The 14633-nt window shown below is 65.6% G+C and carries 11 protein-coding genes, 2 pseudogenes and 1 riboswitch; of the genes and pseudogenes, 7 read left to right on the top strand and 6 right to left on the bottom strand.

The window, feature by feature from the left end:
* The first annotated feature begins 130 nt into the window (after positions 1-130).
* Together H5V43_RS14755 and H5V43_RS14760 are read left to right on the top strand one after the other, a co-directional pair.
* Positions 131-775 carry a class I SAM-dependent methyltransferase gene (locus H5V43_RS14755; protein ID WP_025551490.1) on the top strand — a complete coding sequence of 215 codons (645 nt, stop codon included), beginning with the start codon at positions 131-133 and terminating at the stop codon, positions 773-775.
* Between the two features lie 253 nt (positions 776-1028).
* Positions 1029-2294: a glutamate-5-semialdehyde dehydrogenase gene (locus tag H5V43_RS14760; RefSeq protein ID WP_193666706.1), complete on the top strand. Its 1266-nt coding sequence runs from the start codon at positions 1029-1031 to the stop codon at positions 2292-2294.
* An 80-nt stretch (positions 2295-2374) separates the two neighbouring features.
* Here the strand turns inward: H5V43_RS14760 and kdsA are convergent, their stop codons facing one another.
* Positions 2375-3202, bottom strand: a complete 828-nt coding sequence (kdsA, locus tag H5V43_RS14765) for a 3-deoxy-8-phosphooctulonate synthase (RefSeq protein ID WP_025551494.1) — start codon at positions 3200-3202, stop codon at positions 2375-2377.
* 5 nt (positions 3203-3207) lie between these two features.
* Positions 3208-3501: a hypothetical protein gene (locus H5V43_RS14770; RefSeq protein WP_025551496.1), complete on the bottom strand. Its 294-nt coding sequence runs from the start codon at positions 3499-3501 to the stop codon at positions 3208-3210.
* A gap of 21 nt (positions 3502-3522) precedes the next feature.
* Here H5V43_RS14770 and H5V43_RS14775 point away from each other — a divergent pair, with 21 nt between their 5' ends.
* Entirely contained in the window at positions 3523-4650 is a 1128-nt protein-coding gene (locus tag H5V43_RS14775; RefSeq protein WP_025551498.1) for a hypothetical protein, read from the top strand.
* The gene (locus H5V43_RS14780) at positions 4647-6020 is read left to right on the top strand and encodes a cytochrome P450 (RefSeq protein ID WP_025551500.1); all 1374 of its coding nucleotides are present in this window, start codon (positions 4647-4649) and stop codon (positions 6018-6020) included. The genes H5V43_RS14775 and H5V43_RS14780 overlap by 4 nt, the downstream gene beginning before the upstream one ends.
* A gap of 409 nt (positions 6021-6429) precedes the next feature.
* Here H5V43_RS14780 and H5V43_RS14785 read toward each other — a convergent pair whose 3' ends face one another.
* Positions 6430-6726, bottom strand: coding sequence for a hypothetical protein (locus tag H5V43_RS14785; RefSeq protein WP_025551001.1), 297 nt, complete (start codon positions 6724-6726; stop codon positions 6430-6432).
* Positions 6727-6809: 83 nt separating this feature from the next.
* Positions 6810-6920: riboswitch (TPP riboswitch) on the top strand.
* 55 nt (positions 6921-6975) lie between these two features.
* Here H5V43_RS14785 and H5V43_RS14790 point away from each other — a divergent pair.
* The 3 genes and pseudogenes from H5V43_RS14790 to H5V43_RS14800 form a co-directional block, all read left to right on the top strand.
* On the top strand, positions 6976-7383 hold the full coding sequence (locus H5V43_RS14790) for a DUF2065 family protein (RefSeq protein WP_025551003.1): 408 nt from the start codon (positions 6976-6978) through the stop codon (positions 7381-7383).
* A gap of 11 nt (positions 7384-7394) precedes the next feature.
* Positions 7395-9254 carry a phosphomethylpyrimidine synthase ThiC gene (gene thiC, locus H5V43_RS14795; protein WP_025551005.1) on the top strand — a complete coding sequence of 620 codons (1860 nt, stop codon included), beginning with the start codon at positions 7395-7397 and terminating at the stop codon, positions 9252-9254.
* A 474-nt stretch (positions 9255-9728) separates the two neighbouring features.
* A pseudogene (locus tag H5V43_RS14800) lies at positions 9729-9827 on the top strand (IS5/IS1182 family transposase); the annotation flags it as partial.
* Between the two features lie 4 nt (positions 9828-9831).
* On the opposite strand, the pseudogene H5V43_RS23655 reads toward H5V43_RS14800, so the two are convergent.
* The 3 genes and pseudogenes from H5V43_RS23655 to paoC all read right to left on the bottom strand — a co-directional run.
* Positions 9832-10286, bottom strand: a pseudogene (locus H5V43_RS23655) (IS5 family transposase); the annotation flags it as partial.
* Between the two features lie 72 nt (positions 10287-10358).
* Complete coding sequence (locus tag H5V43_RS14810; protein ID WP_025551007.1) at positions 10359-12362, bottom strand: TonB-dependent receptor; 2004 nt, start codon at positions 12360-12362, stop codon at positions 10359-10361.
* A 52-nt stretch (positions 12363-12414) separates the two neighbouring features.
* Positions 12415-14631, bottom strand: coding sequence for an aldehyde oxidoreductase molybdenum-binding subunit PaoC (gene paoC, locus H5V43_RS14815; RefSeq protein WP_025551009.1), 2217 nt, complete (start codon positions 14629-14631; stop codon positions 12415-12417).
* Positions 14632-14633: the final 2 nt, after the last annotated feature.

The following is a 14633-nucleotide window of genomic DNA, read 5'->3' on the forward strand; positions in this document are numbered from 1 at the left end:
TCGCGGGAACGCATGCGCACGACCTGATGATGCCGGTCCCTCCGACCTATTTGTCCCTCCACCGCGAAGGCGCTTGCATGCCCGTGCGATTTTTGCGAGTCGGACAGGCAAGGCAGACAGGCGAGAATGAATGGCCTCCATCCCTTTGAAGAAAAAGAACCGGGCCGTTTCCGGAAAACCGTCCTCCACCTTCCTGGGTCAATGGGGCATGTTCCTCCGGCAGTTCATCAAACATCCCGGCATGATCGGATCGGTCATCCCGTCCTCGCAAATGCTGGTCGACAGCATGCTGGAGGGCGTGGACTGGCAACGGACCCGGCTGTTCGTGGAATATGGCCCGGGCGTCGGGACATTCACGCGGCCCATTCTCGAACGGCTGCATCCGGACGCCACCCTGCTGGCGATCGACCTCAATCTCGACTTCGTCGCCTATCTGGAGGCGGAAATCGACGATCCCCGGCTGCGCATCGTCCACGGTTCGGCCGCCGATGTCCGCCGCTTCATCAAGGAGGCCGGCTATGCCCAGGCGGACTATGTCCTGTCGGGCATTCCCTTCTCGACCCTGCCCGGCGGCGTGGGGGAGGCGATCTGCGCCGAAACCCGCTCGGTGCTGAAGACCGGCGGCGCATTTCTGGTCTATCAATATTCCGGCTATGTCCGCCGCCTGCTGTCGCCGCTGTTCGACGAAATCGGCGACCGGGTTGAGTGGCGCAACATTCCACCGTGCCGGATGTTCACGGCGGTGAAGCGGGAAATCCTGGCCCAGGTGGCCTGACCCTTCCGCCTTCCTGTTGGATTTACGCCATTTTGCCGGGATTTTCTCCTGTCCGGCAGGTCTATACCCCATCTGGGGTATGCGCCATGCAGCGCCGGTCGCTACGCGCCCCGCATAGGCAGACCTTCTGCCTCCGGCGGCCGGGCCATATTGCGACCCATGGCCCGGTTGCCGGCTAAGGTTGCCGCAACGATCGTTTCGCTTCGGCCGGCTTTCATGATAAGGCCCGGCGCGAAACACGGCGAGATAGTTCATGAACGACCTGACCCAGACCCCCGAAATGCTGATCGCGACCATGGGCGCGCGCGCCCGCGCGGCAGCGGCCCGGCTTTCCACCGCCAGCGACGCGCAGAAGATCGACGCGCTGCGCCGCGCCGCGCAGGCGCTGCGGGATCAGGCGCCGCGGATCATCGCCGCCAATGCCCGGGACATGGAAAACGCCGCCGCCAACGGCCTGTCGCCCGCCATGCTCGACCGGCTGAAGCTGGACGAGGACCGCGTCCTTGCGACGGCGGCGGGCGTGGATCAGGTCGCGACCCTCATCAATCCGCTGGGCAGCGTGATCGACAGGCAGGTCCGCCCCAACGGCATGGAGTTGAGCCGCGTCCGCGTGCCGCTGGGCGTCATCGGCATCATCTATGAAAGCCGCCCCAATGTGACCGCCGACGCCGCCGCGCTCTGCCTGCGCGCCGGCAATGCCGTGATCCTGCGCGGCGGCAGCGAGGCGAAGGAAAGCAACCGCGCCATCCACGCCGCGATGGTCGAGGGGATCGTCGCCGCCGGCCTGCCCGCCGATGCCGTGCAACTGGTCCCCACCACGGACCGCGCCGCCGTGGGCGCGCTGCTGAAGGCGTCGGAATTCATCGACCTGATCGTCCCCCGCGGCGGCAAGAGCCTGGTCGCCCGCGTGCAGGAAGAGGCGCGCGTGCCCGTCCTCGCCCATCTCGACGGCATCAACCACAGCTATGTCGACGGCGCGGCCGATCCGGACATGGCGCAAAAGCTGGTGGTGAACGCCAAGATGCGCCGCACCGGCATTTGCGGCTCGACCGAGACGGTGCTGATCGACAAGGCCTATGCTGAGGCGCCCGCCATCGTGAAGGCGTTGCTCGACGCCCAATGCGAAGTGCGCGGCGACGAGGCCGTGCAGGCGATGGACAGCCGCGTCACGGCGGCGTCGGACGAGGATTGGGATACCGAATATCTCGACGCCATCGTCTCTGTGCGGATCGTGGACGGGCTGGACGAGGCGCTCGCCCACATCGCCGCCCATGCCAGCCACCATACCGACGCCATCATCACCGAGGATGCGGAGAGAGCCGAGCGCTTCCTGAACGCGGTCGACAGCGCCATCGTGATGTGGAACGCCTCCACCCAGTTCGCGGACGGCGGCGAGTTCGGGCTGGGCGCGGAGATCGGTATCTCCACTGGCCGCCTGCATGCCAGAGGCCCTGTGGCGCTCGAAGGCCTGACGACCTATAAATGGCTGGTGCGCGGAACGGGGCAGACCCGGCCGTAATGCCCAAACCCCTCCTCCGTTCGCCCTAAGCCTGTCGAAGGGCTTCGACAGGCTCAACCCGAACGGGGAGAGGGTGGTGCTTACCCCTTCACCACCCCATCGATCGCCTTCAGCTTCTCCAGCATCGGCCCGACCCACTCAACCGGCAGCATCACCGGCCCGTCCGAAGGCGCATGGTCCGGATCGTCATGCGCCTCCGCAAACACCGCCGCGACCCCCGCCGCCACCGCGCTCCGCGCCAATAGCGGCGCAAATTCCCGCTGCCCACCGGAAGCCGATCCCAATCCGCCCGGCTGCTGCACCGAATGGGTGGCATCGAACACCACCGGATAGCCCGTCTGCGCCATCGCCGGCAGCGCCCGCATGTCGCTGACCAGCATGTTATAACCGAAACTCGCCCCGCGCTCCGTCAGCAAAATCCGCTCATTCCCGGTCGACGCGACCTTCTGCGCCACCGCCGCCATGTCCCACGGCGCCAGGAACTGCCCCTTCTTCACATTGATCACCGCGCCGGTCCGCCCCGCCGCCAGCAGCAAATCGGTCTGGCGGCACAGAAAGGCGGGAATCTGGAGAATATCCACAGCCTCCGCCGCCGCCTCCACCTGCCCGGCCTCATGCACGTCGGTCAGCACCGGACAGCCGAACGCCGCCTTCACCTCCGCCAGGATCGCCAGCCCCGTATCGATCCCGACGCCCCGCTGCCCCGATACGGAGGTCCGGTTCGCCTTGTCGAAGGAGGATTTGAAGATGAACGGCACCCCGGCACGTCCCGCAAGGCCGGAGAGCTTTTCCGCCATCATCATCGCATGGTCGCGGCTCTCGATCTGGCAGGGGCCGGAGATCAGGACGAAGGGCAGGTCGTTGCCGACGGTAACCGACCCGATGGAAACATGCTTGGCTGTCATCATCGCGCTCACTTCGGCGCTTTGACGAAGCGGCGCAAGAGCTGCCCGCGCCAAAGCCCCTTGCCGGGATGATAATTCCAGCAGAACCAGCCGAAGACGAGGCAGGCCAGCAGCGAGGGCAGCGCCATCGGATCGCCTTCCCCCTTCATGTGCCGGTAAAAGGCAAGGTCCGCCCGCCACCGGTCCCGCTCGCTGCCGCCGCCGTTGATGCCATAGGCATTGTCGTGACGCCGGCAACCGATGTTTCGGTTGTATTTGCGGTGGTCTATGAAATAGCAGTAATCGCGTTCGGGTGTCGTCATGGCCCGATGTGGACAGGGGCCATGGAAAAGTTCAAGCGTAAAGTCTTCTACCTTGGCGGTTTCGATCCGCGCGGGGTGCGTTTCTACCACCAGATGTACCGCGAGCAGGCGGAAGCCTACACGCGCCTGTCGGGCGAACGGGTGGAGGTCAGCGCCCGCCGCTCCGGCCCGGCCTCTTCCGCCAGTTGGACCGTCACCAACCACGGCGCCGGGGTCGAGACCGATTATGAGTTCCTCCGCTGGGAGGATCTGGTCGGCAAGGTATGGATACGCAATCCGCTGCTGCTGGCGTGGCGCTCCATCGCCACATATGGCGCCCATGCCCGCCACATGCAGTTCCTGCGGATGCGGAAACTGCGTCCGGGGCCGGTCATCACCATCCTCTATCCGCCGCTGCTGGCGGTGCTGATCCCACTGGCGCTGGCGCTGATACCCGCGCTGCCGCTTTCGCTGCTGATGCCCTTCTGGGCCGCCGCGCTGATCGGCATCGCCGTCAGCGTGGCTCTGTCGGGCCGCCTGCTCAACAAGCTGATCGTGCCCTGGCTGCTCCGTTTCATGGTTTACAACCACAGCGTCGCCGCCCAAGGCCCGGGTGCGGATATGGACGAGCGCCTGGACCAGTTCGCCGCCCGCATCGTGGGGGAGGTGGACGGCCCCTGGGACGAGGTCGTCTTCGCCTCCCACAGCAACGGCACCATCTATGCGATGAGCGTGCTGCGCCGCATCCTGGAATTGCGCGGCGACCGGCCGCTGCCCGACAATTTCACCGTCCTCACCCTGGGCCAGGTCGTTCCCGTCATCGCCCTGCGCAAGGATGCGCGCTGGTATCATGCCGACCTCAAGGCGCTGGACGACAAGCCCTTCCGCCTCGTCGATTTCTCCGCTCCCCCCGATGGCGCGGCCTATCATGGCGTCCATCCGATCCGCCTCGTCTCGGATCGGTGCGCGGCGCGCGTCGACCTGCTCTCGCCCCGCTTCCACCTCTTCTACGATCCGGAAAACTATCATGGCGGCTGGTCGAACAAATATGAGGCGCATTTCGACTATCTGCGCGTGGGCGACCGCCTGTCGCCGGTGGACTATGTCAGCCTCACCGCCGGCCGCCGCACCATCGACGAAGCCATAGCGCAGTTCAGGACAATCCCATGACGCAGCCCTTCACCCCGCCCTATCCCGAACCGCCGCGGACCCGCCGTGGCCTCGTCAAGCGCTTCTTCCGGGGCTGGCATAGCTGGATTCATGTCCTGTTCGAGAAGAGCTACACGATGAAGCTGGGCGAAATCCGCATGCCCGGCCAGACCATGTACATCGCCAACGAACTGCCGCTGGTGGACCAGATCCTGCGCGGCGACACGGCCTATCCCAAACATCGCGAACTGGTCCGCAACCTGTCCCCCCTGATCGGCAACAGCGTCTTCTCCGCCAATGGGGAGGATTGGGAAAGCCAGCGCGCCATGGTGAACCCCGCCTTCGCCCACACCGCGCTCAACCGCTCCATGCCGCTGATGGTAGCGGCGGCCGACGACCTGCTCGCCCGGCTCGACGCGGCGGACAAGGGCAAGCCGGTCGACATCGACCCGATGATGACCCATGTGGCGGCCGACATCATCTTCCGCACGCTTTTCTCGGAGCCGCTGGACGAGCGCCGCTCCAACATCATCCACACCGCCTTCGGCCGTTTCCAGCGGCTCGCCCACAGCGCCTCGATGCTGCGCCTCTACGGCTTTCCGGCGCGCTGGTTCGAGAAACGCTCGCTGGCCCCGGCAAAGGCGATCCATGAGGTCTTCCGTCCCATCGTCGAAGCGCGCCATGAGGGCTTCCACCAGCGCGGCGAGGCGCCGCACAAGGACATCCTCCAATCGCTGATCGAGGCGAAGCATCCCGAAACCGGCGACCCCTTCACCCTGCAACAGGTGATGGACCAGGTTTCCACCGTCTTCCTCGCCGGCCATGAAACGTCCGCCAGCACCATGACCTGGGCGCTCTACATGCTGGCGGAATGCACCCATATCCAGACCGCCGCCCGCACGGAGGTGCAGCAACTCGCCGGGCACGCGCCGCTCACCGCGGCGATGCTCAAGGACATGGGGGCGATCCGCAACATCTTCCGCGAAACGCTGCGCCTCTATCCGCCCGTCGCCTTCTTCCCGCGCGAAGTGACCTGCCCGATGCCGATGCGCGACAAGAGCCTTGAGGAAGGCGCGATGCTGGTCGTCGCCCCCTGGCTCACGCAGCGCAACAAGGACAACTGGGCCTGCCCGCACAGCTTCATGCCCGAACGCTTCGAAGATCCCGCCAATGCGGAGATGGTGCGCCAGGCCTGGTTTCCCTTCGGCCGCGGCCCCCGGGTCTGCGTGGGCGCGGGCTTTGCACAGCAGGAGGTGATGACGGTGATCGCCAGCGTCCTGCGCCGTTACCGCCTGTCGGTGCCCGACGGGTTCAGGCCCGAACCGATCAGCCGCCTGACCATCCGGCCAAGGACGGGGATGAAGCTGATGTTCGATGCCGTCCGGCTTTGACGGATGGGGTGGATTGCGGACATTCCCCCTCCCGCAGGCGGGAGGGGGTTAGGGGGTGGGCTGGCGCGGCATCTGCGCTGTTTTGCAACGGCTAAGTCAGAAGCTCGCTACGATCGCGCCCACCCCTAACCCCTCCCGTTTACGGGAGGGGAATGTCTTGGATTGGTCGAAACCAGACGAGCGATCATCGGCCGGCCATCCAACTCGGCATGCGTAACCCAAAAGCGACACCCGCCTCGAAAACCATCCTATTTCCCGCACCGGGACAGTTTCAGCCTGTCCTATTCCGCCTTGCCCGGCCTAACCAGCACCCCTCTTTGAAAACGTCCGAACCATCGCGCCCATGCCTACGCGCGCCCGGGCACGCGCGCGCATATGGTGTGAACTTCGGCGGAAAACCGCCGGAATCTCACCCCCTGATCCGCCCCACCATCGCCTGTCCGGCCACCCGCTGCCGCATATAGCGCCGCTTCAACACCACGCTCGCCACCAGCAGCGGCACGCCCAGCATGATGCAGATCGCGCCCAGCATCGGCGGCCAAAGTCCGAACAGGCTGTGCATGTTCAAGGCGGAAGGCGCCAGCACCAGCAGGAAACCCGCCGTCAGCAGCCATAATCCCCAACGGCGCGGCCTGACCGCGATCATGCGCATCTCGTGCCGGTGCGCCTTGCGCCCTTCCTTCGTCGACAGATCGGGATGCTTCATCGCAGGCCACTAAAGCGGAAAAGGCGACCTGCTGTCCAGCGTCAGAACGGGGCTTTCGTTCGCTCTCCGCTTGGGCTACATGCGGGGCATCCCCGGGGGACCGTCCACAGGCGGTTGAGAGGCGGCTGACGTGGCCGCGACCCGCTGAACCTGATCCGGATAAGACCGGCGTAGGGAGGGAACGGCTTGTTCGCATGCAGCAACCCGCGCCCGCCCTCCGCCCCGATGCGAAGAGGAGGACGGCAAGCCATGGACAGCATTTCCGTCCTGACCCTGCGCCTGGCTGAAGCCATCGGCCTCTACATGATCGTCATCGGCACAGGGGGCCTCGTAGCGCCGCAGCGCTGGCGGCGGATGATGGACGATCTGGAACGCTCGCCCGGTCTGGTGATGGCGCTGGCCTTTCCGGTCTTCGCGGTCGGCGCGGCGCTCGTCCTCATCCACAGCATCTGGCGCGATCCGCTGTCCATCATCGTCTCGGCCATCGGCTATGTCGCGCTGGTCGAGGGGGCGCTGCTGCTCGCGGTCCCGGCGCCCCTGCTCAAGATCGGTCGCTGGTCCCTCAACTTCACCCGCGCCTGGGCGATCGTCTCGATCATCCTCGGCATCCTCCTCTTCCTCGCCGGCCTCACCGGCCGCGCCACCGTCATCGCCTGAAAGGAACCCAAATGGCAGACGTCCCAGCACGAACAGAGATGCGCGTCACCACCGGACCCATTCGTGGCTCGCGCAAGATCCATGTCGGCCCACTCAAGGTCGCCATGCGCGAGATCGACCTGGAACCCGGCAGCGGCGAAGCGCCGGTCCGCGTCTATGACACCTCCGGTCCCTACACTGATCCGGATGCCCGCATCGACATCATGGCAGGCCTTCCCACGCTGCGCCGCGACTGGATCATCGGCCGGGGCGATGTCGAGGAATATGACGCCCGCGCCATCCAGCCGGAGGATAACGGGCTGAAAGGCCCCGACCGCAGCGGCGGCGTTCAGCCCTTTCCCAACACGGTCAAGCGTCCCCTGCGCGCCAGGGCTGGAGCGAACGTCTCCCAGATGCACTATGCCCGGCGCGGCATCATCACGCCGGAGATGGAATATGTGGCCGAGCGCGAAAATCTGGGCCGCGCCCGCCTCGCCGAATATGTCCGCGACGGGCAGGACTGGGGCGCGTCGATCCCCGACTATGTGACGCCGGAATTCGTCCGGGAGGAGGTCGCCCGCGGCCGCGCCATCATCCCGTCGAACATCAACCACCCGGAATCGGAGCCGATGGCGATCGGCCGCAACTTCCTGGTGAAGATCAACGCCAATATCGGCAACAGCGCCGTCGCCTCCGATGTGGCGAGCGAAGTCGACAAGCTGGTCTGGTCGATCCGCTGGGGCGCCGACACGGTGATGGACCTGTCGACCGGCCGCAACATCCACGACACCCGCGAATGGATCATGCGCAACTCGCCGGTCCCGATCGGCACCGTGCCCATCTATCAGGCGCTGGAGAAGGTCGGCGGCATTGCCGAGGAACTGACCTGGGACATCTTCCGCGACACGCTGATCGAGCAGGCCGAGCAGGGCGTCGACTATTTCACCATCCATGCGGGCGTGCGCCTGCCCTACATCCCGCTGACCGCCAAGCGCGTGACCGGCATCGTCAGCCGCGGCGGGTCAATCATGGCGAAATGGTGTCTCGCCCATCACAGGGAAAGCTTCCTCTACGAGCATTTCGACGAGATCACCGAAATCATGAAGGCCTATGACATCGCTTATTCGCTGGGCGACGGCCTGCGTCCCGGTTCCATCGCCGACGCCAATGACGAAGCGCAGTTCGCCGAACTCTACACGCTGGGCGAACTCACCAAGCGCGCCTGGGAACAGGATGTGCAGGTGATGATCGAAGGCCCCGGCCACGTCCCGATGCACAAGATCAAGCAGAATATGGACAAGCAGCTCGAAGCCTGCGGCGAGGCGCCCTTCTACACGCTCGGCCCGCTCACCACCGATATCGCGCCGGGTTACGACCATATCACCAGCGGCATCGGCGCGGCGATGATCGGCTGGTACGGCACGGCGATGCTCTGCTACGTCACGCCCAAAGAGCATCTGGGCCTGCCCGACCGCGACGACGTGAAGGTGGGCGTCGTGACCTACAAGCTCGCCGCTCACGCGGCCGACCTGGCCAAGGGCCACCCCGCCGCCAAGGTCCGCGACGACGCGCTGAGCCGCGCCCGCTTCGAATTCCGCTGGCGCGACCAGTTCAACCTGTCGCTCGATTCCGACACGGCCGAGAAATATCACGACCAGACGCTTCCCGCCGAAGGCGCGAAGACCGCCCATTTCTGCTCCATGTGCGGCCCCAAATTCTGCTCGATGAAGATCACGCAGGAAGTGCGCGACTTCGCCGCCAGGCAGAACCAGCCCGCAGACAGCTTCCTCGCGGCGGAGGACGCCGAAAAAGGCATGGCCGAGATGAGCGAAATCTTCCGGCAAACGGGCAGCGAACTCTATATGGGCGCTGGCGACAGGGAGCATGATTGAGTTCAGTTCTACATAGCCAAGGATGAGCCGAATGACCGCCCCCGCCTATCTTGTCAGCGCGGTTGATCTTGGTCCTTGAGCCGCGGAAAATCGTTGCTTCATGGCGTCCGCGAGCGGGTGGGGACGGTCTGGACGGGCCGATCTGTCCGGGAAGTTGCCGGCGCCTTCGGCGGGTGCGTGGCAGACGCAGCCAAGTCGTCGCAGCGGCTGCGTGATATGAGCAATGCTGGTCTGCGCCGATGGGCGGGCACAAGCGGCGGGCCTTAACCGGCGAGCAGCAATCGATGCCGTTGCGGCTCGGAATGGCCGCATTGATGGTGCGTTCCCCGGCGATCCAGCAGGCCGAGCGGCTATCAGCTTAGCCCGAACGCGGTGTGGTCGTTGCTGACCAATGCAAGCCACAGCTTCAAAAAAGCCTGTTCGCCATCCAGGATAGCACGGAGATGTGATTCACACTGACTTTCGGAGGTTGGCGTGGAAGGCGAAGTTATTCATGACGATCAATGGGATCGATTGCGAGAGTTCGTGCCGGGAGGCCGTAAGGGCAAGCGGGGTCCTCGCGGTGACGGGCAGGGGCGGCGGCCCTGTAGTCGCTCATCTGCCCCTCGCTCGGCAGTATTATCAATGGCCTGCCCTTGCCGTCGCACACGGCATGGAGCTTCGAGTTCAGGCCGCCTTTGGTGCGTCCGATACGTCTGGGATCAGCCCTTTTCAAGCAGACTGGCTGCGGTCCGATGCGCCTTCAGATGCGTCGCATCAATCATCAGTTGATCGGGCCTGCAGGCCTTCGCCGAAAGGGCGGAGAAGATCTGGTTAAACACCCGAGCCGGCTCCATCGGATGAAGCGATTGCAGATTGTCTTGGGTGGGCCATAATTAACGGGCGCATCGCACCATCGCAAGCCGTTCCTGATTACGAAGATGCTGCTGATGATGATCTGACGATCACTCACCGGTGGCACGCCGTGCGACAGCTGAAATATGGCTCAATCCGGCGCATCTGCGCCTCCGAAAGCCAGATTAGATCACTCAAGGCGACGCCTCCTCACGCCGCCATTGAATCAACCAGTCGCCATCTCCGCAAGCAATTCAATAGGTCATGAGCCTAGCTTGCGAACCGGAAGCCGATCCACAGCGTCCGGGGGGTGCCCAGGTCGATGGACCCTCCGGCGTTGCGGGTGATCACCTCCTCATCGAAGAGATTCTCGCCCCGGGCGACCAGGGTGACGCCATGGCCCAGCGGCAGGCGCGCCACCGCATCGACGGTCAGCGCGTCGGGCAGGACATCGGTCTGGAGGTCATCCTCATATTGCTTGCCGACATAGCGCAGCGTCGCGGAAAGCGTCGGTCCCTGCTCCGGCTCCCAGGCCAGCGTGGCGCTCGCGGCATGACGGGGGCTCTGCGCGGGGGTGAGGCCGTCAAAGCCCATGCCCGGCGCATGGACGGTGCTGTGGCTATAGGCATAGGATGCCGAAAGCAGGAAGTCGTCCACCCGGCCGATGGCGGTCAATTCGATCCCCTTGGCGGTGATGCGGTCGACATTCTGCCGCTCGCGCGTATTGGCGACATTGGTGAGGGTGACATTGGCTATGGCATCGTCCAGCCGGTTGATGAAGCCGGTAGCGGAGAGGGTCAGGCCCGGAATGGGCGTGAGGTCGATGCCCGCCTCCACGCCCTTCAGCTTTTCGGGCGTCAGCGCGGCATTGGCGCGGGTCGTGATCGGGAAGACCACGAACGGCCGATATAGCTCGTTCAGCGTCGGCAGGCGGAAACCGCTATAGGCCGCGCCACGTAGCGCGACTGCATCGCTGATGCGGTATAGAGCGCCCGCCCTTCCGGAGAACTGCCAGTCCGAACGGTCGGCAAAGCTGTTGTTGGCCGCACCGGTGCCGGTGGCGCGATAGAAGCCGTTGCTGATCGTCCAGCGATCCGCCCGCACCCCGCCTGTCAGGACCAGCCGGCCCAGCGTCCAGTCATCCTCGGCAAAGAGGCCGGTGGTCATCTGCTCGCCGCCGGCATGACGGCGGGAAGTGACCGGATTGGCCGCTATATTCGCGTTATAGCCATCCTCGAACATGTCGCCGGTGGCGAAGCGGGTGTCGGCCCCGATGCGCAGCACATGGTCGGGGCCGACTGGTGGGCGCAGCTCGATCTTGCCGCCGATGCCGGTCGAGGGCATATTGCGCTGGTCGAGCGACTTGCGGAAGGTGGATGCCGAAATCACGACGTTGGAGAAGTTGCGCGCCTGGATATAGGCCAGCGCATCGACCTGCCATGCACCGCGGGATATGAAGCGGATGCTGGCGTCCTGCCCTTCGCTCATGCTGTCCGCGCCCTTGAAGCGCAGGGTGCGCTCGTCGTGAAAGATGGTGCCGCGGAACTGGATCTCCGATGTGGCGGACAGGGGCGCGACGGCCCGCAAATTGGTCGACCAGCCGTCATAGGCGGCGGGCGAAGTCGCGGCGACGCGCTGGTCCCTGGGCGTGGTCTGGAAGCCGTCGCCCCGGTCCCAGCGACCCGAAAGCGAGACATAGCCGCCGCCCAGATCCGGCGTCAGGCTGGCGGTCAGTTCGGTCGCATCCTTGCTGCCGTAGAAGACGCTGGCGCCGAAGGTCGGAAGCTGATCCCGCGTCGCGCTGGCGAGTTCGATGGTCCCGGCCACGGCGCCCGCACCGAAGGCCCCAATGCCGCCGCCGCGCGTCACCCGCACCACCGACAGGCGGTCGGGCACCAGCGCGCTGAAGGGGATATAGCCGAAAAAGGGATCGGCCATCGGCACGCCGTCCAGCAGCACCAGCGTCCGGCTGGAAGCGTTGCCGCCCAAGGCACGCAATGTCGCTCCCTGGGCCGAAGGATTGGCGGACCGGCTGTCGGAACGGCGGAACTGCTGGAATCCCGCCACATCGCCCAGCACGCTCTCGATCCGGCCGGAAGCGCTGTTGGTCAGCCGGTCCCGGTCGATGATCACCGACCCATAGGCCGGCGTCCCCGGCGGCAGGGAAAGCCCCTCCCCCGTCACGACGATGCGGTCCGTGTCGGACGCCTCCGTCCCGGCGGCCGCAACCGTCGGAATTGCGGCCAGAACCAGTGACAGCGAAAGATATTTCATCGGCGCCCTTTCCTCTCTTTGGGAGAGGGACTAGGGGCGCCGCGCAGGAAGTTCAAGCGACCCTTTTTCCGGTTGACGCCGCCAGAATCTTGTCGATCGTCAGCGGATAGTCGCGCAGGCGCACGCCCGTGGCGTTGTAGATCGCGTTGGCGACCGCCGCGCCTGCGCCGCAAATGCCCAGTTCACCGACGCCCTTGGCCTTCATGGGCGAGCTTTTGTCGTCCAGTTCATCGATGAACAGCACGTCCTGATGCGGGATGTCGGCATGCACCGGCACCAGATATTCGGCCATGTCGTGGTTGACGAAGAAGCCGAACCGCGTGTCGACGCTCAGCTCCTCCATCAACGCCGCGCCCACGCCCATGGTCATCGCGCCGATCACCTGGCTGCGCGCCGATTTGGGATTGAGGATGCGCCCCGCGGCAAAGGCCCCGCCCATGCGGCGGACGCGGACTTCGGCGGTGTCGATGTCGACGCCGACCTCGCAGAAATGCGCGCCGAACGTGGCCTGCGCATAGCGTTTGGTGAGGTCGCCATAGTCCATGCTGTCCTCTGCCCAAAGGCCCTCGCGCCCCGCCAGCGTCCCCAGCGGCTGGGACTGGTTGCCCAGGCGCACCAGACCATCCTCGAACAGCGCCTTGTCCACCGGGAAGCCCGCCTTTTCGGCCAGTCTGGCGCGCAGGGCCATGGCGGCGGCATAGACGCCCGCGGTTGAGCTGTTCCCGCCCCACTGGCCGCCCGAGCCGGACGACGCGGGAAAGCGGCTGTCGCCCAGCCGCACGGTCACGGCGTCCAGCGGCACGCCCAGCATTTCCGCCGCCGTCTGGCCGATGATCGTGTAGCTGCCGGTGCCGATGTCGGTCATGTCGGTTTCGACCGTCACATGCCCCTTGGCATCGACGCCGATGCGCGCACCCGACTTCGTGACCAGATTGTTGCGGAAGGCGGAGGCGACGCCCATGCCGACCAGCCAGCGGCCATCGCGCACCTGCCCAGGCTTCGGATTGCGGCGGTTCCAGCCGAAACGTTCCGCGCCCTCGCGCAGGCATTCGACCAGCTTGCGGCTAGAAAAGGGGCGCTGCGGCCCGGCTTCGGGATCATATTGCACATCGTTGCGGATACGCAGTTCGACCGGATCGACACCGCAGGCCTCGGCCAGCTCGTCCATCGCGACTTCGAGCGCCAGCAGGCCCACCGCCTCGCCCGGGGCGCGCATGGCATTGCCTTCCGGCAGGTCCAGCGTCGACAGGCGATGCGTCGTCAGCCGATTGGGACCGCGATAGAGCAGGCGCGTCTGCTGCGCCGCCGTTTCCGCGCCGCCGCCGGGCAGGTCGCCCGACCAGACCTCATGCGCGATGGCGTCGATCACGCCCTGCCTGTCGGCGCCGATGCGGATGCGCTGGATGGTGGCGGGGCGGTGGGTGGTGTTGTTGGGGATTTGCGGCCGAGCGATCGCGACCTTCACTGGACGGCCGACCATGCGCGACCCCAGCGCCGCCAACAGCGCATCGGCGCGCAGGAACAGCTTCGCGCCGAAACCGCCACCGATATAGGGTGAGACGAGGCGGATATTCTCCTTCGAAATCTTCAGCGTCGCCGCCATTTCGCCCACGCTCCAGGCGATCATCTGGTTAGAGGTCCAGAGCGTGAGTTTGTCGCCATTCCAGGCGGCGATGGTCGCGTGCGGCTCCATCATCGCATGGCTCTGGTCGGGCGTGGTGTAGTGCTGGTCGATCTTCACCGCCGCCTTGGCGAAACCGGCTTCGAAATCGCCCGCTTTGGTATCAGCAGGGCCGCCGAAGCCGCCTTCGGGCGGAACGCCCTTGTCGCGCTCCGCCGCCAGATCGAAACGGCCCTGATCCGGCGCATAATCGATGCGGACGAGCCGGGCGGCGTCGCGCGCATTTTCCAGCGTATCCGCGATGACCAGCGCCACTGCCTGCTCATAATGTTCGATCTGCGGGCCGCCCAGCAGATGGGCGGTGTTCATATTGCCCTTGCCGAGCGGCCCCGCATTCTGGTGGGTGACGATGCCCAGCACGCCGGGCGCGGCTTCGGCGACCCGCAGGTCCATGGCGCTGATCCGCCCCTTGGCGATGGCCGACCCGACGATCCAGCCATAGGCGGCGTTGGGCGCGGCATCGTGCCGTTCATAGGCGTAGGGCGCGGTGCCGGTGACTTTCGCGGCGCCGTCGATGCGGTCATGGGGAATGCCGATGACGCGGCCCCGGTCGATCGGGTTGGTGGTGGCTGGCGTGTCGAACTTCATGG

Origin of the sequence: Sphingobium fuliginis, from assembly GCF_015074805.1 — a bacterium.
GTDB lineage: Bacteria > Pseudomonadota > Alphaproteobacteria > Sphingomonadales > Sphingomonadaceae > Sphingobium > Sphingobium fuliginis.